19 protein-coding genes and 2 tRNA genes are annotated in these 20,933 nt (G+C 43.8%); 6 read left to right on the top strand and 15 right to left on the bottom strand.

Annotated elements, in window-relative coordinates; genetic code table 11:
- Positions 1-22: 22 nt before the first annotated feature.
- Both DWW23_RS09535 and DWW23_RS09530 read right to left on the bottom strand, forming a co-directional pair.
- Positions 23-922 (bottom strand): dihydrodipicolinate synthase family protein, encoded by a 900-nt coding sequence (locus DWW23_RS09535; RefSeq protein ID WP_122353049.1) that lies wholly within the window; start codon positions 920-922, stop codon positions 23-25.
- 29 nt (positions 923-951) lie between these two features.
- Positions 952-1,674, bottom strand: a complete 723-nt coding sequence (locus DWW23_RS09530; protein ID WP_122353048.1) for a FadR/GntR family transcriptional regulator — start codon at positions 1,672-1,674, stop codon at positions 952-954.
- Positions 1,675-1,917: 243 nt separating this feature from the next.
- On the opposite strand from DWW23_RS09530, the gene DWW23_RS09525 reads away from it, so the two are divergent.
- Positions 1,918-2,859, top strand: a complete 942-nt coding sequence (locus DWW23_RS09525) for a DMT family transporter (protein WP_122353047.1) — start codon at positions 1,918-1,920, stop codon at positions 2,857-2,859.
- Between the two features lie 11 nt (positions 2,860-2,870).
- Here the strand turns inward: DWW23_RS09525 and DWW23_RS09520 are convergent, their stop codons facing one another.
- The 5 genes from DWW23_RS09520 to DWW23_RS09500 form a co-directional block, all read right to left on the bottom strand.
- Positions 2,871-4,409: a family 43 glycosylhydrolase gene (locus DWW23_RS09520; RefSeq protein WP_122353046.1), complete on the bottom strand. Its 1,539-nt coding sequence runs from the start codon at positions 4,407-4,409 to the stop codon at positions 2,871-2,873.
- A gap of 118 nt (positions 4,410-4,527) precedes the next feature.
- On the bottom strand, positions 4,528-5,202 hold the full coding sequence (locus tag DWW23_RS09515; protein WP_122353045.1) for an RluA family pseudouridine synthase: 675 nt from the start codon (positions 5,200-5,202) through the stop codon (positions 4,528-4,530).
- A gap of 1 nt (position 5,203) precedes the next feature.
- The gene (gene fabG, locus DWW23_RS09510) at positions 5,204-5,950 is read right to left on the bottom strand and encodes a 3-oxoacyl-[acyl-carrier-protein] reductase (protein WP_122353044.1); all 747 of its coding nucleotides are present in this window, start codon (positions 5,948-5,950) and stop codon (positions 5,204-5,206) included.
- 22 nt (positions 5,951-5,972) lie between these two features.
- Positions 5,973-6,917, bottom strand: a complete 945-nt coding sequence (locus DWW23_RS09505; protein WP_122353043.1) for a 3-oxoacyl-ACP synthase III family protein — start codon at positions 6,915-6,917, stop codon at positions 5,973-5,975.
- 7 nt (positions 6,918-6,924) lie between these two features.
- Complete coding sequence (locus tag DWW23_RS09500; protein ID WP_305036997.1) at positions 6,925-7,512, bottom strand: TetR/AcrR family transcriptional regulator; 588 nt, start codon at positions 7,510-7,512, stop codon at positions 6,925-6,927.
- A gap of 157 nt (positions 7,513-7,669) precedes the next feature.
- Here DWW23_RS09500 and DWW23_RS09495 point away from each other — a divergent pair.
- The 5 genes from DWW23_RS09495 (at position 7,670) to DWW23_RS09475 (ending at position 10,348) form a co-directional block, all read left to right on the top strand.
- Positions 7,670-7,741: transfer RNA gene (locus DWW23_RS09495), tRNA-Met, on the top strand.
- 164 nt (positions 7,742-7,905) lie between these two features.
- Positions 7,906-8,823, top strand: a complete 918-nt coding sequence (locus DWW23_RS09490; protein ID WP_122353041.1) for a DnaJ C-terminal domain-containing protein — start codon at positions 7,906-7,908, stop codon at positions 8,821-8,823.
- Between the two features lie 12 nt (positions 8,824-8,835).
- Positions 8,836-9,150 carry a chaperone modulator CbpM gene (locus tag DWW23_RS09485; RefSeq protein ID WP_122353040.1) on the top strand — a complete coding sequence of 105 codons (315 nt, stop codon included), beginning with the start codon at positions 8,836-8,838 and terminating at the stop codon, positions 9,148-9,150.
- A gap of 176 nt (positions 9,151-9,326) precedes the next feature.
- Positions 9,327-9,398 (top strand) — tRNA-Met (locus tag DWW23_RS09480).
- A 200-nt stretch (positions 9,399-9,598) separates the two neighbouring features.
- On the top strand, positions 9,599-10,348 hold the full coding sequence (locus tag DWW23_RS09475) for a DUF1080 domain-containing protein (RefSeq protein ID WP_122353039.1): 750 nt from the start codon (positions 9,599-9,601) through the stop codon (positions 10,346-10,348).
- 91 nt (positions 10,349-10,439) lie between these two features.
- On the opposite strand, the gene DWW23_RS09470 is transcribed toward DWW23_RS09475, so the two are convergent.
- The 8 genes from DWW23_RS09470 to DWW23_RS26705 form a co-directional block, all read right to left on the bottom strand.
- Positions 10,440-11,429 carry a PLAT/LH2 domain-containing protein gene (locus DWW23_RS09470; protein WP_122353038.1) on the bottom strand — a complete coding sequence of 330 codons (990 nt, stop codon included), beginning with the start codon at positions 11,427-11,429 and terminating at the stop codon, positions 10,440-10,442.
- A 188-nt stretch (positions 11,430-11,617) separates the two neighbouring features.
- Positions 11,618-12,733 carry a GNVR domain-containing protein gene (locus DWW23_RS09465; protein ID WP_122353113.1) on the bottom strand — a complete coding sequence of 372 codons (1,116 nt, stop codon included), beginning with the start codon at positions 12,731-12,733 and terminating at the stop codon, positions 11,618-11,620.
- Between the two features lie 42 nt (positions 12,734-12,775).
- Positions 12,776-15,172 (bottom strand): SLBB domain-containing protein, encoded by a 2,397-nt coding sequence (locus DWW23_RS09460; protein ID WP_122353037.1) that lies wholly within the window; start codon positions 15,170-15,172, stop codon positions 12,776-12,778.
- A gap of 307 nt (positions 15,173-15,479) precedes the next feature.
- Positions 15,480-15,869: a lipocalin-like domain-containing protein gene (locus tag DWW23_RS09455; RefSeq protein ID WP_122353036.1), complete on the bottom strand. Its 390-nt coding sequence runs from the start codon at positions 15,867-15,869 to the stop codon at positions 15,480-15,482.
- Positions 15,857-17,320, bottom strand: a complete 1,464-nt coding sequence (locus DWW23_RS09450; RefSeq protein ID WP_122353035.1) for a capsule assembly Wzi family protein — start codon at positions 17,318-17,320, stop codon at positions 15,857-15,859. Before DWW23_RS09450 ends, DWW23_RS09455 begins: the two co-directional genes overlap by 13 nt.
- A 28-nt stretch (positions 17,321-17,348) precedes the next feature.
- Positions 17,349-18,818 carry a CHC2 zinc finger domain-containing protein gene (locus DWW23_RS09445; protein WP_122353034.1) on the bottom strand — a complete coding sequence of 490 codons (1,470 nt, stop codon included), beginning with the start codon at positions 18,816-18,818 and terminating at the stop codon, positions 17,349-17,351.
- Positions 18,818-20,164 (bottom strand): DnaB-like helicase C-terminal domain-containing protein, encoded by a 1,347-nt coding sequence (locus tag DWW23_RS09440; RefSeq protein ID WP_122353033.1) that lies wholly within the window; start codon positions 20,162-20,164, stop codon positions 18,818-18,820. The genes DWW23_RS09445 and DWW23_RS09440 overlap by 1 nt, the downstream gene beginning before the upstream one ends.
- Complete coding sequence (locus tag DWW23_RS26705) at positions 20,145-20,708, bottom strand: hypothetical protein (protein ID WP_233564295.1); 564 nt, start codon at positions 20,706-20,708, stop codon at positions 20,145-20,147. The genes DWW23_RS09440 and DWW23_RS26705 overlap by 20 nt, the downstream gene beginning before the upstream one ends.
- Between the last annotated feature and the right edge of the window lie 225 nt (positions 20,709-20,933).

Raw genomic sequence — 20,933 nt, 5'->3', positions numbered from 1 at the left:
TTTCTTTGTTAGTATTACTCCATTAAAGCCAACTGATTGTTTTCAAATCATTTTCCAAAGATTTAATTTCCGAAGCAGAGAGATTTTGTAAAGGTAAACGGCAAGGTCCGCAGTCGATCCCCATCACAGAAAGGATTGCTTTAATACCCACAACAGCATTGACATACTTAACCATGATACGGATCAACTTATTTGCATCCGCCTGTATATCCACTGCTTTTTGAAGCTCTCCTTTATTGAATGCCTGAAGTAACTGATTGAATAACGGAGCAGATACATTATAAGATGTTCCGATCCCGCCGGTTGCTCCCAGAACCAATCCGGTCAACAGGGTTTCATCATGGCCATGCAAAATATCGAACATCTTATCGTTATAATTTATACATTCCTGCATTTCCATTGAATTATAGGACGTATATTTTATACCATTCAATGTCGGAATCTCGGAAGCCGCTTTTTCTAAAAAGGCCGGCATATGAATATTCACCCCCGAGGTTGTCGGAATATGATAATAATAATAAGGTATTCCCGGAGCTTTCTCCGCAATCAGTTTATTAAACTGTACCAGTTCTTCTACCCGGCTAGGTTGTAAAAAACAGGGTCCCATAGCAGAGATAGCATCCGCCCCGATGAGACCGGCGTGAACAGCCAACTCCGATGATATCCTGTAACTGGTACTGCCGACATGAACCAATATTTTAAGCCGGTCGGAAAACTTCATCCAGGCTTCAGCGACTTTCTTACGCTCTTCTGTGTCCAGGAACAAACTTTCCCCCGTAGTTCCGCAAACAAAAACACCTGCCACTCCCAGTTTAATTAGATGCTCCGCATAAGCATCGATCGCTGTGAGGTTGATATCGCCATTCTTTTCCATCGGTGTAACCGTGGCGGCAATAAGCCCTTTAATTTTAGTCTTCTCCATAACTTGTCATTTAAGGTTGATAATCTATTTCAACTACTCATTTTCCTGTATTCTTCAATATACAACTGATAAGCCATCAAATGCCGCCTGATCACCTCTTCATACTCATTCTTATTCCTGTTCCTCAAAGCCTGAAGAATATCTTTATGAGAAGCTTGAAGTTTCTCCTTCTTTATTTTATTATTGAACACATCAAACTCATCATAATTGTCATGAATATAGCGATACATAGGGATCAGCATTTGCTGTAGGTCCATAATAATCTGATTTCCAGTAATAGCATACATCCGGGAATGAAATTCCAGTTCATCTTCCATAGAAACTCTCACTTCCCCCAGAACGACTTCTTTGGCCAAAATACTTTCCAGATCTTTAATATCCTTATCCGTTATCCGATTCAGCAAAGTGGGAATAATTCCCAGTTCAAGCGTATACCGTAGTTCAAGCAGATCGATAATCGTATCCCTACCCAACATCTGAGGATTGATCAACTTCTCCAGATTTTTCCTTATGTCCGGTTCCTGCAGGACGATCCCTCTCCTTTTACGGCTGTCCAGAATACCTAATGAACGTAAACGGCTTAAGGCTTCTCTGACAACGTTACGCCCTACTCCCAGTTGTTCCGACAGTTCTTCTTCATGAAGTAACCGGTCACCGGGCTTTAAATTCTTCTCCTTAATATATTTAAGAAGAGACTCTTCCACCAGATCAACCAGGGTGGTAGTTTCCGTATTAATCTTTAATGATTCCATAGTATTATAATTATGTGTTATATGTATGACATATTGAATATGTCCCACAAATATAAATGATGATTATAATATTAGCAAGCATTATAAGTAATTTATTTTGTTAAAAATCAAAACGGAACAAATGAATAATTGAATATCAATGAATACAGGTTAAAAAAAATCCCCCTACATTTTAATATTCTTTCAAAAGAGTACAGTAAGCCAAAAACCCATTACCTTTGCCCATGTTTTAATGAAGGCAAAATGAAATCAGCAGCTTATAAAGGGCACCTGGCCATGCTGGGAGCCAATATTTTGTGGGGATTGATGTCACCGGTATCAAAAGCCGTATTATCTGCAGGTCCTATCAGTGCATTATCGCTTACAACCTTTCGCATGGTAGGGGCGGCAATCGTATTCTGGCTCGCTTCCCTCTTTACGAAAAAAGAACATGTCAATCATCAGGACTTGATGAAGCTATTTTTTGCTGCGTTACTGGGGATCGTACTGAACCAGGGGTCATTCATCTTCGGAGTCTCCCTGACTTCACCGATCAATGCCTCTATCGTCACGACCACAACACCCATCATCACAATGATCATTGCAGCCTTCTACCTGAAAGAACCTGTGACAGGGAAAAAGGTTATCGGTATATTTATAGGAGCTGCCGGAGCGTTATTGCTTATCCTAAGCAGCCAGGGCACCGGTACCGGCGGAGGGAAAAGCAGTAATATATGGGGAGACCTGCTCTGCCTGCTTGCGCAGTTCAGTTTCTCATTCTACTTCGTGCTATTCAAAGGATTGATCGGCAAATATTCTCCGATCACATTGATGAAATGGATGTTCACGTATGCAACTATCTGTACGATACCATTCTCCTACAACCACATTGCAGGCATCGACTTCCTGCATCTTCCTACTGAATTATATATGGGTATCATCTATGTCGTACTGGGAGGAACATTCCTGCCCTACTTATTTATCCCTATCGGACAAAACCTGTTGCGCCCGACAGTAGCCTGCATGTATAACTATGTACAACCGATCGTGGCATCCCTGATAGCCGTACTTTGGGGAATGGATACGTTCGGGGTAATGAAAGGTATCGCCGTTGCTCTGGTATTTTCCGGCGTATATATCGTGACACAGAGCAAATCGAGAGCACAACTGGAAGGTTATCAGGCCGCACAGAGCAAGCCTGAATAACCATACCTTATTTATTCGTTCAGCAATTGGCAATAACCATAAATTGCCGGTTTATTTATATCTCCCTGCTGATATAATCCCGGACGGGAAATACGGTCCCAACGGACAAGAGACCTTACAGCCTCCGGCGAAAGCGAGTACTCCAATTCTTTCCATTTCCTGCCGTCTTCACTATAGGAGAACGAACAATGGACACCGTCTTTCACACTCATCCGGAGATACAAAGGAGAGGCAGGTTGTTTCATATCCGCCAGAACCATCTCCTTTCCGTCATTCACCGCTTTCAACTTCAGACGGTCCGCTTCACAGCCAAGTGTAAGCATGTTCTTGTCATCTCCATACATAACAACCCCTTTCCAACTCTCATTCCGGTTTACAACAGCCGTCTCCAACGTATAATCGGCTGTCACCGGACGAAGGCAAAGTGCATTCCCCGTACCTACACCCTGTTTAGGAGAACCGCTCAAAAACAAATTTCCCGCTTTCAGTTCCGCTTTCACATCTGCATACGGATAATTCCAACTCCATTCGGGACGAAGAGCAGTCGCAGTAAAATCATCGGCAAAATCAAAAGCCGGTTTTTGTACACAATCGGTAAACGGCATCGGTTGTACCATGCTGGCATATTCACCCGTAACAAAGTAAGGCCAGTTGTCGCCCCCCATCCTCATTTCCTGCAGATGCGGCTGACGTCCCTGATAAAAATTATTCCCACTGCTGTATGCATGGCAAAGATAAAACATACGCCCGTCAGGAGTTGTCGTCAGCGTACCATGTCCGATAGACAGGATATCTTTTCCTCCATGCAGAATAGGATTACCTTCATACTTCTCATACGGGCCAGCCAGCTTTTTGGAACGGGCCACCGCTACCGCATAATCACTATCCGGACCGCAACATCCGTTCACGGAATATATAATGTAATAATACCCGTTCATTTTAAACCAGTGCTGTCCTTCCATACCCCGTCTTTCGTCATCCCGGAGCAAACAGAAAGGTTCCCCATCCAAACGCAGACCGTCGTCGGTCAGTTTACAGGCGAGCAACTCGATCGGACGCTGGTCCAGCCCGTATGCCTTCCAGCTGATATAAAGCTGCCCGTTATCTTCCAGGATAAAAGCGTCGATCGCTTCCTTTCCGAACTCGACAACCGGACCGTAATCCTTGAACTCTCCCGTCGGAGAATCGGCTACAGCCACCCCGATACACGATATATTATCAGACTCTTTACGGGCTGTATAATAAACATACACTTTCCCTTTGTGGTAATACCACTCCGGAGCCCAGAAAGAAGATTTGGTCCAGTCCGGCTTCCGGTCGAATACATGTCCCTCCGGTTTCCAGTTGACCAGATCGGAAGAAGAGAATACCGGATAATAAGGAGCCCATTCCGAGGAAGTTCCGGTTGCATAATAAGTCTCCCCGATCCGCATGACGGATGGGTCTGCCAGATCTCCGTGAATAACAGGGTTGGAAAAATAAGTCTGCTGCTGTGCCAGTCCGAAAGTAGCGGATGCCGAGCACAATAGTATTGTCAATAGCTTTTTCATGGTCTATTCATTAATTAATAACACATAACGGAAAACAAAGATAAAAAAAGAAGCCGTATTCAAATGAGTAAATTCATATTGAATACGGCTTTTTTTTATTTTATCTCTTTTTATTCCGTTATAACCCTTCGGATATACTTTTCCATAAATTATCGTCAGGCACGGGAGCTATGATCTGTATGTTTTGTTTGGATACCGGATGGATAAATTCGGCACTACGGGAATGCAAGCTGATGCCACCGTCTTTATTCGAACGGTCCGCCCCATATTTAAGATCCCCTTTGATCGGACATCCCATTTTAGCCAGCTGGCAACGTATCTGGTGATGGCGTCCCGTTTTCAGGTCTATCTCCAGCAGGAAATAATTATCCGAGCGGGCAATCACCTTATAATGCAAAATCGCTTTCTTGGAATCCGGACGTTCGGTATCGTAAGCGTAACTCTTGTTCTGTTTCTCGTTACGGACCAGCCAGTCTACCAACTCGCCTTCTTCCGCAGGAGGACAGTTCTTTACGATTGCCCAGTACGTCTTTTTCACCTCTCCCAGCCGGAACATTTCATTCAGACGGGGCAACGCCTTGCTTGTCTTGGCAAACAGAACGACCCCGCTAACGGGACGGTCCAACCGGTGAGTTACACCGATATAAACGTTTCCCGGTTTACAATACTTCTCTTTCAGCCACGCCTTGAGCATTTCCGAAAGAGGAGTATCACCGGTTTTATCTCCTTGTACAATCTCACGGCACGTTTTATTTACCGCGATGATATGATTGTCTTCGTAGATAACTTCCATATTACATATTCATGCCGCCGTCTACCTGGATCACCTGGCCTGATACATAAGCAGACAAGTCAGAAGCAAGGAATGTAGCCACATTTGCCACATCTTCGGTAGTACCGCCACGACGCAAAGGGATCTTCTTGTTCCATTCTTCTCTCACTTCTTCCGGCAGTTTTGCTGTCATATCCGTAATGATGAAGCCCGGAGCGATCGCATTCGCACGGATACCGCGTGAACCCAGTTCCTGAGCGACCGATTTAGCCAGACCGATCATACCGGCCTTTGAGGCAGAATAGTTACTCTGGCCTGCGTTACCATGAACACCGACAACAGAAGACATATTGATAATGTTACCTGCACGTTGTTTCATCATGATCGGAGTACAGGCATGGATGAAGTTGAAAGCAGATTTCAGGTTCACATTCAGAACAGCATCCCACTGGCCTTCGCTCATACGCATCATCAGACCGTCTTTCGTGATACCGGCATTGTTTACCAGAATATCGATACGACCGAAGTCTTTCGCGATTTCTGCCACTACATTATGAGTATCTTCAAAATTGGCTGCGTTAGAAGCATAACCTTTTGCCTTTACACCTAAAGCTTCGATTTCTTTCTGTGTTGCTTCACCGTTTTCATCGATAACCAGGTCTGTAAATGCAATATTAGCACCTTCAGAGGCAAACTTCAAAGCGATGGCTTTACCGATTCCGCGTGCAGCACCGGTTACAATAGCTACTTTTCCTTCTAATAATTTCATACTATTTCGTTTTACGTTTATATTAACACTGTATCAGACAAGCACCGGCAGAATAACCGCCACCGAATACCGTCAGGCAAACCAGGTCGCCTTTCTTGAATGAATGATCGTTCTGGGCATACACCAAAGCAGAACTTACAGAACCGGTATTACCCAACTCTTCGATATTATGCAGGAACTTTTCTTCCGGCAACCCCAGTTGTTTGGCAATATTCGACATGATGCGCATATTTGCCTGGTGACCGATGAAGTAAGTCAGGTCATCCAACTTAAACCCGTTCTTTTCCAGCAGATACAACGCATTCTTAGGCATATAGGTACAAGCCTGGATAAAGACGTCGCGACCTTCCGGCATCAGGATACCACCGTCGCGGGGACGTAGCTGGACACCTTCCGGACCTTTACTCAAATGCCCCAGGCCCTGTGTAAATATCTCAATGATATGAGGATCATTCTCAGTCACACGCTCTTTAGAGATAAAGAATGCCGCAGCCGCATCTCCCCAGAGGTGACCGGCTTTCGGATCTGTCTCGTTATAATAAGCTGAATTCTTATCTGCCGAAAGGATCAAAGCCTTTGTCGCCTTGCCCATAGCAAAATAACCTTCCACAACTTCCAGCGCATTCAAAAAAGAGGAACATGCGGAAGACAAATACAGCGCTTTCGCCTCTGTAATATTGAACTCACGCTGCGTATAATGAGCCGCTGTGGCAACTGTATCGTACGGAGAATAGGATGCCGAAATAATCAAGTCGACTTCCGTAATATCATACGGCAATTTTGGCAGTGCATTACGTACGGCTTCTATACCCATTGTACAAATATTCTCTTCCGGTTTGGCCTTGGACCGGGTTTTAATACCCGTACGCTGTTCAATCCACTCACTTGTCAACCCGTTTAATTCCAAAAAATGTTGGTTGTGCACCCGCTCTTCAGGCACATAAAACCCTGTTGCATTAATAAACATCTCTGGTTTACTTTATCTTTATTCCGTTGAATATTAAATTCATTACATTATCTCTCCGCTTAATCCGCTGGCTGATATTATCTCCCATAATACCCCTTATATAAGGAACTTCCAGTCCCTTTAAGGCATGATGTAGCACGACTGCTGTAATTTCCGTATCCGGCATTGCAAAAATGCCTTCCTTTACTCCTGCATCCAAAATTCCCTTCAATAATTCTGTCTCACGTATATCGAAGCTCTTACGAACCTTCTCTACCCGCCATATATCACGGAAAAAGTTTGCTTTCAGTGTACCGTTACGAAACACGAGTGCCTTGATAGCATCCAATCTGGAATAGATGAATGTCATCAACTTCTCATCAGCTGGCAAATCCTTTCCGGCAACATCAAGCAGCATTTTATATAATTGATCCAGCTCCGATTCCACCACGGCCAGATAAATCTCATTCTTACTCTTGAAATACGTATATAACGTACGTCTGCCTTTCTTGGAAGCCTGTGCAATATCGTTCATTGTCGTATTATCAACCCCCATGCGGGCAAACAATTGCCTGGCCACATCCACCAACATATCGCGTGTTTTAGAAACTGTCATCGGCATTGTATTGCACATTTTGATTAAAACTGTGCGCAAAGTACCTAAAAAAGATTGGTTTTACCAAGTATATTAAAAAAAACTTGCAATAAATTTGTTTTGTAAGAGAAAATCCATACCTTTGCACTCGCAATCACGAAATGATTGTAAACAATATCGCGGAGTGGAGCAGTGGTAGCTCGTTGGGCTCATAACCCAAAGGTCGTAAGTTCGAGTCTTGCCTCCGCAACTATCTAAAAAGGCTTTCAGTAAAAAACTGAAGGTCTTTTTTTATTTTTCATCTTCTCTAATCTTTATTAGCCAAAATTAAAAGATCAAATTACCCCCCGGCATGTTTATTGTAATGTAGATGTATGGATATCAACCGACAAAAGATTTAACAATATAAATAATATGGCTTATATAGACTATTACAACATTCTTGGGGTGAACAAAGGCGCTTCGCAGGACGATATCAAAAAGGCGTATAAGAAGCTGGCCCGTAAATATCATCCGGACCTGAACCCGAATGACCCGGATGCCCACCGGAAATTTCAGGAGATCAACGAAGCCAATGAAGTTTTGAGCGATCCGGAAAAACGAAAGAAATACGATCAATACGGTGAAAACTGGAAACATGCCGATCAATTCGAGGCTCAACAGAATCAGTACGGACAGTACCAGGGTGGCTTCGGAGGTTTTGGCGGTAACGGCGGAGGTGCCCAGTGGAGCGCTTCAGACGACGGTAGCGGTTTCTCCGACTTCTTTGAGTCCATGTTCGGCGGAGGCGGTCGAAGCGGCGGCAGAGGTAACTATGCATTCCGTGGCCAGGACTATAATGCAGAATTGCATGTCTCTTTGGCAGATGCTGCCAAAACACACAAACAGGTCATTACCGTTAACGGCAAGAACCTGCGTATCACCGTACCGGCCGGTATAGCCGACGGGCAAACCATCAAGCTGAAAGGTCAGGGTGGTCCGGGTGTAAACGGCGGACCGGCAGGTGACTTATACATCACGTTCAGCATAGGTGAAGACGGCCGCTTCAAACGGGTTGGCGACGACCTGTACGTAACAGCTCCGCTGAACCTGTACACCGCCATCCTGGGTGGCGAACAGATCATCGAAACGATGGAAAGTAAGGTCAAACTGAAAGTGGCTCCCGGTACGCAGAACAACAGCAAGGTACGGCTGAAAGGCAAAGGATTCCCCGTCTATAAAAAAGACGGACAATTCGGCGACCTGATCGTCACCTACTCTATCGAGATACCGACGAATCTGACGGAAAAACAGAAAGAGTTGTTCCGCGAAATACAGAGTCTTAATCAATAAAACACGAGTACTATGCAAACAGATTTAATTATAGTCAACGAATATTGCCGGATATGCCATATCGAACCTTCTTTCATCTTCAGGCTGGAAGAAGGCGGACTAATTGAAATCCGCATCGTCGAAGGTGAGAAATATTTGAAAGCGGAACAATTGTACGACATCGAAAGGTATACGCGTATGTATTACGACCTGGCGATCAACTTCGAGGGAATCGATGCTATCCACCATCTACTGAACCGTATCGAGTCCATGCAGCAGCAGATCGGTCATCTGAAGAAGATGCTCCATGTATATGAGGCAAAAGATTTTGAAGAAAATGAATTATAAAACAAAAACGACACATCTACCTTACATTCAACCTGGTAGATGTGTCATTTTGTTACCAAAATCATCCTCATTCCTCAGTTTTCAACCGAAAAGGAAAAACTTTTTGTAAAACAATTTGGATTATAAGAAATAATTCATACCTTTGCACTCGCAATCAGGAATGATAGCAACTATATCGCGGAGTGGAGCAGTGGTAGCTCGTTGGGCTCATAACCCAAAGGTCATAGGTTCGAGTCCTGTCTCCGCAACAATTTGAAGAATAAGCATAAAAGGCGACGTACAGTCAATGTACATCGTCTTTTTTATTTTACAGAAAATCTACCCTGATTTACTCTCCCTCGAAATTTACTCTAAATAGCTTATTTATAACTATTATATTACCTTCCATTCCTCTTTCCTTTTTTTAATCTTACCTTTGTGGTAAAGATAAAATCTAAACTCAATTTTTATGAAACATTCTACAAAAAAAATTTCCAAACTATTCAAAGTCTTTTGCATCGGACTAGCATTTACACCGATCGCAATATTTGCTGATCCCATCTTTCCTGTCGAAAACACAGATGAAGAGGGTTTTGTTTCTATTTTCGATGGTAAAACATTAAACGGATGGAAGGGGGATCCCACATACTGGAGTGTCAAAGACGGTGTTCTCACCGGAGTCGTAACTCCTGAGACTTTACTGCAACAGAATTCATTTATCATCTGGCAGGGAGGAACACCTCGTAATTTCGAATTAAAAATGCAGTACCGCGTTTCAGACAAAGGAAACAGCGGAATCAATTACCGAAGTGTCTCCTATTCTCCAAAGGGACAAAAATATGCACTGAAAGGTTATCAGTTAGACATTGACGGTGAGGGTGCCTGGACTGGACAGAATTATGAAGAAAAAGGGCGGGAATGGCTTGCATTGAGAGGCCAAATGACCCAAATACGTACCGGAAAAACGCCTCAAGTCATTTCACACCTAGGAGATAAAGAAGAAATGTGGAATACTATAAACAAGAACGGTTGGAACGAAGCTCACATCATTGCCCGAGACAATGTCATCATACATCTTATCAACGGAAAAGTTATGAGTATAATCATAGACGATGATCCTGACGGCCGAAGAATGGATGGTTTAATAGGTGTACAGGTACATGTCGGACCTCCCATGAAAATTGAATATAAAAATATACGTTTAAAAGAGTTGAAATAACAATCAAAAAAGCCTGTTCTCCTTACCAATGTAGAACAGGCTTTTTATAAACATTCATTTAAACAGAAGTGCTTTAACAAGTCCCGGCTATTTACTTCTCTGAAGAACTAATCTGAACGTTTTGTACAATTCCTGTCATTTCAGCTCTAGACATCATCTGTTTAACAGTACTTTTATAAGTGTATTCTTTTGCTTCCAACAAAGAAGAGTGGCCAACAGTCATTCTTTTAGCAATTGGTCCTCCTTTATACTCTTCTATTATATTCAGCGCCTCTTGTTCCGACTTTATCCCTTCCAAAATACAAATATTTCTATCCATTTCTAATTTACCACTATACTTTATTTTCACACCATCAATATCAATAAAACCATCTTCACAGTGCTGATAAAATATAGACACTACTGTAACCTTTGAATTAGCAGGTAAATCAAATGAATAATCAACCGTTTTGGTTAACATATTTTTCTCTTCTACATGCTTCTGCTTTGATAGTTCCTTCGTCAACTCTGCTGAAAAACTTGTACCAACTCCAAAAAAAGAAGCGTCAATCGCCACACCTGTTTTTGCTGTTGTAGCACTTTTCAAATCAACAATATATCCCTGATGATATGTATGTTTAAAGCAGTCCTTAACTGTTATTTTCGAAGAACTTTCATTTATAAACGGTTTTACATATATTCGGTCTATGATTTCATATGATTTAGAGGGGGCTGTCGTAAATTGTCCTAGCGGTATATCTTTTACAACAGACAGGTTTTCTTTTTCCAACCACGAATAAATATCCACTTTCCATGTCAGGTTCCTATTTTTATCTGTGATTGCTACATAATCAACAAACCAACCTGCATTTCTCCCTTTATTATTATGAAAAAGCTTAATTTTACGTAAACGACCTACATCTTCTGTTTCAATAGTAAATTTATCCAACATGTTTTTCTCAAAATTATCTTTTGAGTCATCCAATTCTATTTCACCGCTGATACCTTTATCACCCGTTAATTGGATAAATACTCCAGCATCAGTTCCTGCGTTATCACGCCCCCCTGTTTTTACTTCAATTACATACTTGTTCTTTCCCATTTTTGTTCGTTTTAATTAGTTGTCAAAATATAATCAAATATCATTCATCTCTTACTAACGATCATAAAATTATCGAAAAAACATAAATTGATAAAATTTTATTTGTAGACAACCTTTATTGCACGATAAAATGCAAAATAAAGAATATAAACGTATATGTCATGCCCATAAAATCAGGGGGAGCAGATTTATTCCACCGGTAAATAATCCTCCTCTACTAATTTATTTTTTTCAAACATATCCTTTACAAACAAATACCCGATTCCCCCAAACAGAGCCAGAAAGACAAAGCCAACCAGTATCAGGGATTTTTTAGGTGAAGCAGGTTTTAACGGAACCGTAGCCGGGCTGATCACCGTATAAACAGGAGTTTGTTCCTGGACACGGAGCTTATCCTGTTCCAGCTTCTGAGCTAATGTATTGTAAACATTGAAGGTCAGCGTCATTTCATTCTTTAGCCGTTCCTGTTCCGTACGGTAACTGGCAGAGATGATGTTTTTGTTCGCATCTTCGAAAGCGGCATACGCACGTTGAGCTTTATAATAAGACTCACGGGCTTCACCGAATACTTTCTCTGTAAACTCCAGATCTTGCTTGGCCTTCTGCGTACGATAATTGGTTATGTACCCCTGAAGCTTTTCCAAAACTATCTGAGTAAGGCTTGCCGAGATCAATGGATCCTGCATCTGAACAGAGACAGTTATTACCAATGTCTTTTTATCCACGGAGGCAGAGATACGCTCCTGCAAACCTCTTATTACACCTGCTTGTTCATTTGTCAAACGGAAAGAGGTCAATTCTCCGCTAACGGTCGGTTCTTCTTTTGAAAATTGCTCTTTCACCCAACCTAAAAGTTTAAAGGGGGCACTTATAACATTCCCCCACCAGGCACTTTGTTGATGCTCATTCATATATTTAAATAAAGATGCAGACAATGTTCCTTTTTCATTGGTTACCTCTACCGGAAACAATTCCAGTAGGAATGGGATACTCTGCACTACATCCGGATAAAGATCCGGAGAAATAGCATCCGCACCTGCCGAAGCCCCCAGGTTTATACCCGCCATTGCTGCCAAACCTCCCAGATTTCCCATCTTCTTAGACGGGTCAGACGTTTCAGGGGCCAATTTCACTGTCGTACTATATTCTTTCGGAATACTGAAAGCTACCACCAAACCCACAACGACCGCTATACCACAACACTTCAAGAGAAACTTACGTTCTCCCCACAGACGTTTAGCCAGTTCCACCAAATCTATCTCCTGCTCGTTATTGTCCATTTCAGGACCACTCATCTGAATCATATCCATCTTTCTAATTGAAAATTGAAGATTGAAAATTGAAAATTATTTCAGCGTATTGATTATAGAAGTTACCATGGCTGCCATCGATGTCGTTGAACTGGCAATACTCAGGACTTCAGCCAGGCTGGTCTTACGGTCACGTTGTGTCTTGCTCGGAACTACGATCTCACAGCCGGGTTCTACCTTCGGATAACGTTTGAAGAAGATAAAAGTCTTTTTCGTGGTTGCTACCTTACCGTTCATATAGATCACGATCGGATATTTACGGGCGATATCGTTATAACCTCCCGCCTGAGAAAGACATTTACCCACTGACATACCCTTTGTGTAAGTGACACTGTTCGGATAAGTTACCGCACCGTTTATCTTCACCGTACTCTGCAACTGCGGGATATAAAGGGCATCCCCGTCACGCAGGACCACATCATGCGCACTCCCGGGATTGGCCAATGCCTTCTCCAGATCGATACCCACCGAGTAGTCCTTGATATTGGCCAGCGACAATGCCACCGAGTCACGGCTCTCCTTGTTCGAACTCAATTCCAGCAAGGTCTCCAACCGCCGCATCTCATCTTCCGTCAACTGACGCTTCAGGCTCGCACCTTTTATATAGGCATCTGGAGTGACCCCACCGGCCTTAGCGATGATATCACTCAGGCGAGAATTCTTTTCTGCAAGCACATAATCACCCGAGAAAGTGATCTCCCCATCTATACGCACCACCTGCTGTTCCTGATAACCCGGCGAAAAGCGGACATATACCTCATCGAACGGCTCCAACGTAAAGACAGTATCCGTTGTCTTTCCACCGGCAGGAACCAGTCCCAGGTTATCGTTCAAAGTGAAGTTAAAGACATCAGCCGTACGGTTACTGTTCTCTTCTGTTTTAGGGTCTTTGATGCGGCGAGCCACTTCCACATTTACGGTGGCTGCCGATTCCTTCAAACCACCGGCCATCATTATAGCATCTTCCACCGTCAGGTTATTCCGGTAAGGAAGAACCGTATCAACAAAATTCACAGCACCGCTAACCTTGATCGTATAAGGCTCACGAAGATCGAATAAAGAAAGGACATTCAACTGGTCTTCCGGTTTCAACTCTATATCCGCAGACGTTCCGTTCAGTATTCCACGGATATCCACTGCGATCAATGTCGTAGTAAAGTCCGGATTCAGACGGGTGATCTGCGCACGACCCGCAAACTCATCACCTTTCAGACCGGCTGCCTGATCGACCAACTGTTTCACCGTATGTACCGACGGATTCAACTCATATTCGCCCGGACGCCAGACAGCACCCAGGATCGTTAAACGGTTCTCATAAAAAGGAATGACCGAATCCACCAGCAAAGAATCACCGTCCATCATGGCAAAGGTAGGATAAGCCTCTTCCTTTACCGTGGCGATCTGATAACGGCTGCCTGCTTTACGCTTTACGCGGACATCTTTCGTATAAGCATCCCCCGTAAAACCGCCCGACATACGGAGCAACTGTTGCAACGTCTCCCCTTTCTTCATTTCAAAGATACGGTTGCGTTTTACCTTTCCCTGCACTACCGCCAACTGATCATACGTCGGTACTATTATCATATCGTTCTCTTCCAGGCGGATATTGGTCTTGTATTTACCGTTCAGCAGATAATCGTACACATCGAGACTGGCAACCTCTTTACTGTTTCGATAGACTTTGATACCACGAAGCGAACCGATCTCATTTACACCGCCTGCAGCATACAGCGCATTGAACAGGGTCGCAAAAGAAGGTAACGTATAGGTTCCCGGAGCAACGACCTCACCCACTATATTTACTTTGATACTGCGTATCTGGCTTAAGCTGACTGAGACAAACGTATTTCCTCCGTCCGTATTACCGGACAAGGTGGCCATGATCCGTCCCAACTCCTGACGGATACGGCTTTCCGCTGCTTCGATCGTAAGGCCGCTAACCGATACAGGTCCCAGATTAGGGATCAGGATAACCCCTTCGGCAGAAACTTTCAGTTTCAGGTTCAGTTCGGAATCTCCCCAGACATTAATCAATAATTCATCTCCTGCAGACAATATATAATTCTTGGGTGTCGGCAGATTGAGGTCAGGTTCGAAAGAAAGGTTCTTGTTTGAAAAGATCTCACGTCCGAAAACGGTTTCTTTCAAATCCTTTTCCGGACGGTTCATATCACGCTGCTGTTCCAGGGGAAGAACTTCCTTTCCCGGGGTAGTAGCAACGACACGGTCGGTAACGACTGCATCAGAAGCTGCCCGGGTTACCGGGGTCGTACCCGATTGTCCCATTCGCTTATTTATCTCCTGACGGATCTGATCATCCGTCATACCTGCGGCTTTCGCCTTGTCAATCACATCCTGGGGTACCTGTGCAGCCAGTGGTACAGCCAGCCACAGTAATCCCCCTAATAATACATTTCTGATTACGGTATTCATATTGTTATTTGTTTTTTGTTATTTCAAGATTAGAAATAATTGAACTATCCGAGCAAGCGATCAGTCATACATAAAACATGCTTAGTTACAGGTTCATTTGCCGCTGGTTTTAACCAACGGATTAGTAAATACTCTCTCTCATTGGACTTTAGTCCCATTTAAGCAGTCTCTCTATTGAAGAGAAATGTGGCTGAAGCCAATAAAGAGAGAAAACTTGTAAACCGTCAGTTAAAACTGACGGCAAATAGACCTGTAATAGCTAAGTCACTTTGATAAGGGGGATAGCTCGAAATTGATAAATTCTGAATCAAAACTTTCTGAACTCCAAGCGAGCATAATCCGATTGTAATACCAGATGTTTCGACGTTAATTCTTTTACACCGAAACGTTGCTTCGTATCATTCATGCCGAAAGGCAATAGATCTTCAATTTTACTGACCGGCATTTCGACAAATAGCGAATCTCCGGTATATTCCATATTTCCAGTTTGGCTTGTAACACCGACTTGCATCAGGTTGATCGTATGCAAGGCCACACTATAATAAGCCCGCTCCGGTGTTTCTTCTTCTCCGGAAGCATATTCTATTTTCATGATCTGCCAACGACCATCCAAATCTCCGTTAATCGGTGTTTTTCCACAAGCGCTAACTATCAATATTAGCAGCACAGCTATTATATATCTTTTCATCGTATCCATCCTGTTTTTCTGATTGTTAACATACCACCGACACTTTTACCCAACATAGCACCCCGGTCTAGTCCCAATGATGCGGTGAAATCCCAGCCTTTCAACCTATGAGGAGTATATTTTAATTCGGCTAAAGCATTTCCGTTCTTTTTGATTTCATAAAATGGTAAATCATAAGTACCCCAGTTGCGAGTAACTGACAGGAGAATACGATATTGCAGATCGCCACAAGGATTTCCCATTATTCCAAAATGATGTCCCTGCATACGTGAACTTTTAAAACTGATATCACCGTCAGTATTATAGACAGGAGACATCACCAAAGGATTTCCGATCCCCATCCCCCAGTGCTGCCAACCGGTATAAATACCATGGTTATAATAATTATCCGCCCCACTCACCTGCTCAGGTATCTCCGGCGTATGGTCCCAATAGACAGCACCTGTCTGATCTTTTGTCGACAGATATTCATACACAAAACGACTAATGACGGGATTTTTGGGAAATGTTATCTCTATCCCCGCCAGACAATCCTTCCAGCCATACTCACCGAACATCTGCGAATGGTCTTCAAAATAATGCTCATAATAAGGACGAACCGTCCAATCCTGCGGAGCGTACCAGGTGAGTGAAAAATTCCAGCTTCCCAAATGATTCCCGTAAATGTTGGTTTGCTCTCCCATTGGAGTATCACTACTTCCTCCGCTCGGAATAAACACTTTAAAGAAATCCTTTATCCCATTCGGCATATCTATCTTTCCATTCCCGATAAACGCATTTCCTCCAAACTGTGCAGCCATCTCCAGCCCTCCTTCAAAGATCAGCGGGAATTTCTCCCGATTGCCAACCTTCACATACAGATCTTTGGAATGATAGAGCACATGTTCCGTATATTTATTTCCCGGAACTACGAAATCCTTCTGCCAACCATCATCCGTAAACATGCCATAAGCAATATGCCCTTTAAAGGCCAGCCACCCTTTCGTCCCCGGCACAGCGGTATATTCCGGAATACCGATACGCACTTGCGGAATGGGACGAGCATTCCCCGAAAACGTCAATCCCCCGCTACTTAAAAGCGGATTATTAAATTCACTATACCGTTCCTTACTACCGATACTCAGTCCCAGGCAGCGATATTTCAAATCGGCATATAATTGCTGGATAATGAATGTCGACGTAAAATTATAGGCTACAGCCAGATCCGCCCCGAAAGCATACGAAAAGCGTTTATCCTCTTCCATCTCCCGGAAAATCCCGGCACGCAGATAACCGTTATTCTTTTCGATAGACGAAAGACCTTGTTTATTAGCTGTCAACCAGAAAGGAGTATGTTCCCCTCCGCTAAAACTGACGCCAGTCTCCGCCCGGTAGCTCAAACCTTTGGTAAACTGAGCATAAGAAGTTAAAGGAAGTATACACATACTTCCCAAAAGAATTAAGTCTGATATTATTTTCATTTATTTCAGATATAAAATAAGATGCTGATTATCTCCTGCCCAATTCACAGGAAACGCTACTTAAATAATTTCGTTGATACTGTAAATCAGATAATAAAAGAACACGCGACTCTTCATCGGCAAAAGTACGGGATAAACGATAGAGGTCCTGCCGGACACGGTCAACCAGGCGTACCTCCAAATAACCCAGAAAAAGATAACGGACCAATTCACTGCGACGTACCCGGTCACTATGCAGCGGATCCGTATGCAAAGCATACTGTTTATCCAGCTCTTTATCCTCCGCCCGGAGGCTTTGCAGTTCTGCATCAGGCAAAGATACCAGACTATCTTCCGGTAACAAATCGTCACAGGAAAGGATCTTCCGGATATTATCCACATAAAGAACTTCTTCCCCTTCTTCCGTCAGGCAACATGTATCCGGCCAACGGTGACAGGCAGCAACCAACAACGATTCCGCTCTCCGTCTCGCCGGAGGGAGCATCCCATTTTTCACCCACCGGATAAATACCTCACGCCCCATCAGGCGGAACATCTCATCCGCATCCTTTCCTCTTTCCGGAAGTATATCCACCACTTGCAAACCGGCTTTATACAGTTTTGGAATAACCTCCGCCACCGTCTTCCGTCCTGCTTCGTCGGCATCCAGAAACAAACAAACCGTAGAAGCCACCTTCCGAAGCATGGCAATATGATGTTCCGACAAATTCGTGCCACATATAGCAACCGTATTAGTAAAACCAGCCGCATGCATCGCCAGCGTATCCTTATATCCTTCAGTCAGGAAAACCACTCCTGTTTCACGCACAGTCTCTACCGCCCGGTGCCAACCATAAAGTAATTCATCTTTTTTATAAATAGTACAGGTCTCACTATTCAGATACTTTGCGATCTTTTTGGAAGGCAACTCCCCCTTGTAACGGGCTGCAAAAGCGACCAATTCCCCTCCGGCATTATGAATCGGGAAGACAATCCGCCCGCGTGTAAATTTCCAGGCATCCGGCACGACAGCCGGTGCAATACCCACTCCAAAAGCAACATACGTCTTCACCAGCTCTTCCATCCCAGGATTATACGGCAGTAACGTCTGCCCATACTGTCGATTCTCTTCAACCGTAGGAGCAACAGCCTGCCTCTTCGCCTGATGTGAAACCGCACGGGAACTATCCTTTCCGGCCGGTTGCTTTACCTGCTTCCGTACTCCCTCATCGGGTACGGGAACGGACAAACAACAGATATCCGCACAGATACGGACCGCCTCACTAAAACCGCATCCTTCCTTTTCCTGTACAAAACAAAAAACATCCCCTCCTGCCCCGCAACTAAAACAGTGGTATACCCCTTTTACCGGATCTACCCGCAACGAAGGATGATGATCGTCATGGAAAGGACACAATCCCAGATAAGCCGCCCCTTTCTTTTCGAGTGTCAGGAAATGGCCGACCACCTTTATCAGATCGACCCGTTCCTTGAATGATGAAATTTCCAGTCTGTTCATCAATCTTCAAAATGTAAGTTACCACCCGGATTCACAAAAGACGTATAGGTATCATTCCTGTATAGCTCGGCAATACCTGTCGATCCGTTACGATTCTTCAGGACATACAACTTGACCAGGTGTGAGGCATTCTCCCCGTATTTGTCCAGATTCTTCTCGAAACGTTCCGGACGATTGATGATCACCACACAATCCGCCACAAACTCAATGGCTCCCGAATCACGTAAATCGCTCATCATCGGAACAAAACCATTCTCGGCACGTTTCAACACCTCTCGGTTCAACTGCGAAACGACCAACATGGCACAATTAGCCTCCACGGCAATACGTTTCAATGCCGTTATGGTATTACGGATCACAGACTCCTGCGTCTCCCCCTTTTTCGTCGGTGGAGCAAGTGTATGCAGGTAATCGATCACGACAGCATCGCATTCGCCCTTCCGACTCCGGAGCATCACCTCCGCCCGCAATGCCTCGAGGCTCATAGAAGAAACATTCGCAAAATAATAAGGCATTCTTTCCATACCGGAGGCATACCGTTTCATCCGATCGATATCCTCCTCCCGAAGTCCCCCTATACGCAGTCGGGCAGCCTCCACACCGGCATAACCGGCAAAAAAACGAGCGGCAGTCTGATCCCCGGTCATTTCAAAACTAAAATGAAGCACATGCTTCCCCTTGCAAGCCAAATTCATCGCCATAAACATCGCCAACGCCGTCTTTCCATCGCTCGGAAGACCGCCCAACACCAGCACTTCTTTCCGGTAAAGTCCTCCCGTCAGTCCGTCCAGCCCGCTGATACCGGTCAGCATGCGCACCGGATCGTCCTTATGGCTCATCCGGTCGAGATGAATGTCTATAGATTGTTTCATCACTTCACTAAGCGGCTGAAGCGAGTCTGATTCCGAATTATCCATTCGCAAACGCAGTAAATCGCGCTCGCAGTCTTCTATCACTTTCTGGTAGTCCGTACCGTATTGCAGGCATTCCGATGCTTTTTGTACAAACAGTTTGTGCATACAAGCCAACAGATAATGACGAAGGATTTCGCGCGCATACTCAACGGCATTATATTCCAGGCGAACCGTCTCCATTCCATCCGACAAGTACGCTATGCCTCCCATCTTCAGGTAACGCTCCGGGTCTTTCTTTTTCATTTCCTCTTCCACCAGGATCAGGTCAGGACGTTTATTCCGGTTAAACAAATCGGTAAAAGCCTCGTAAATAAACCCATGATCCGGATCGGAAAACATCTCCGGACGCAACAACCCGACCACTTCCAGAATCGCCACCTGGTCCAGAAACAAAGAACAGAGCAAAGCCCTTTCAATTACATTCTTTTCCATATTCACAGCAGGTTTTTAAAAGGTCGGTACGAGGCACATTCCCGTGACTAATCTTCAGTTCGGCCTCCGCTCTTCGCACAGCTATCGCGTCCGGCTCAACCGTTTTCTTTGTCACTCTGGTTCTCTTACTCTCTTGCGGTATTTCCGCAGGGACATCCGAAGCCGTAAAACAGTTATAACCACAAACACGGAAGCAGCTACAGTTTGCTACCCGTTTCACTTCTATCAAAGATTCCTTTTCCAGCGAGTGGACATACCTTCTGACAGAACGGCTATCCACCATCATTAACCGGGCTAACTTTTCGTAAGTGATGATGCATTCTCCTCTATGGCAAACTTCTTGTTTTCCTTTGATCGACACATAGCCATCGGCATAATTGCAAAAACAAAACAGCAACCAATGTACTATTCCGATCATACGTTCACTATTATTGGATGAGGACATCCGTTCTATGATTACACGAGGTATTTTTAAATAAGATTTTCCAAAATAGATCAAGGCCTTAACATCCGTATAAACATTCTCATTTTCAGCTATTTCCATAATGCCGTTTGTTTGTCACACATAAAATACAGTAAATCAACCCTATACACCACCTCCTGCCTGAAGGTTGTCAAATCCCTACATTATATATAAGAATAAAAGAAAAGGGATTCATTCTTTTTATGCGTTTTGATTATTAAAATTTATCGATTAAATAAAATACAATTGTATTCAGTCACAAAAACAATTGTATTTGTAAGCAAAAACAGTTGTATTCGAAATCAA

Source organism: Parabacteroides sp. AF14-59 (assembly GCF_003479515.1).
Classification (GTDB): Bacteria; Bacteroidota; Bacteroidia; order Bacteroidales; family Tannerellaceae; genus Parabacteroides; species Parabacteroides faecis.
The sequence above is the reverse complement of the archived record's forward strand: the minus strand, read 5'-3'. Positions and strand labels throughout refer to the sequence as shown.

Bases quoted from the DNA above. Each gene is read 5' to 3' on its own strand.
- DWW23_RS09465 (WP_122353113.1), bottom strand. From the start codon at position 12,733: ATGATTCAGATGAGTGGTCCTGAAATGGACAATAACGAGCAGGAGATA.
- DWW23_RS09525 (WP_122353047.1), top strand. From the start codon at position 1,918: ATGAAATCAGCAGCTTATAAAGGGCACCTGGCCATGCTGGGAGCCAAT.
- DWW23_RS09535 (WP_122353049.1), bottom strand. From the start codon at position 922: ATGGAGAAGACTAAAATTAAAGGGCTTATTGCCGCCACGGTTACACCG.
- DWW23_RS09475 (WP_122353039.1), top strand. From the start codon at position 9,599: ATGAAACATTCTACAAAAAAAATTTCCAAACTATTCAAAGTCTTTTGC.
- DWW23_RS09520 (WP_122353046.1), bottom strand. From the start codon at position 4,409: ATGAAAAAGCTATTGACAATACTATTGTGCTCGGCATCCGCTACTTTC.
- fabG (WP_122353044.1), bottom strand. From the start codon at position 5,950: ATGAAATTATTAGAAGGAAAAGTAGCTATTGTAACCGGTGCTGCACGC.
- DWW23_RS09530 (WP_122353048.1), bottom strand. From the start codon at position 1,674: ATGGAATCATTAAAGATTAATACGGAAACTACCACCCTGGTTGATCTG.
- DWW23_RS09505 (WP_122353043.1), bottom strand. From the start codon at position 6,917: ATGTTTATTAATGCAACAGGGTTTTATGTGCCTGAAGAGCGGGTGCAC.
- DWW23_RS09485 (WP_122353040.1), top strand. From the start codon at position 8,836: ATGCAAACAGATTTAATTATAGTCAACGAATATTGCCGGATATGCCAT.
- DWW23_RS09460 (WP_122353037.1), bottom strand. From the start codon at position 15,172: ATGAATACCGTAATCAGAAATGTATTATTAGGGGGATTACTGTGGCTG.
- DWW23_RS09470 (WP_122353038.1), bottom strand. From the start codon at position 11,429: ATGGGAAAGAACAAGTATGTAATTGAAGTAAAAACAGGGGGGCGTGAT.
- DWW23_RS09440 (WP_122353033.1), bottom strand. From the start codon at position 20,164: ATGGAAAAGAATGTAATTGAAAGGGCTTTGCTCTGTTCTTTGTTTCTG.
- DWW23_RS09515 (WP_122353045.1), bottom strand. From the start codon at position 5,202: ATGGAAGTTATCTACGAAGACAATCATATCATCGCGGTAAATAAAACG.
- DWW23_RS09500 (WP_305036997.1), bottom strand. From the start codon at position 7,512: ATGACAGTTTCTAAAACACGCGATATGTTGGTGGATGTGGCCAGGCAA.
- DWW23_RS26705 (WP_233564295.1), bottom strand. From the start codon at position 20,708: ATGGAAATAGCTGAAAATGAGAATGTTTATACGGATGTTAAGGCCTTG.
- DWW23_RS09450 (WP_122353035.1), bottom strand. From the start codon at position 17,320: ATGAAAATAATATCAGACTTAATTCTTTTGGGAAGTATGTGTATACTT.
- DWW23_RS09445 (WP_122353034.1), bottom strand. From the start codon at position 18,818: ATGAACAGACTGGAAATTTCATCATTCAAGGAACGGGTCGATCTGATA.
- DWW23_RS09455 (WP_122353036.1), bottom strand. From the start codon at position 15,869: ATGGATACGATGAAAAGATATATAATAGCTGTGCTGCTAATATTGATA.
- DWW23_RS09490 (WP_122353041.1), top strand. From the start codon at position 7,906: ATGGCTTATATAGACTATTACAACATTCTTGGGGTGAACAAAGGCGCT.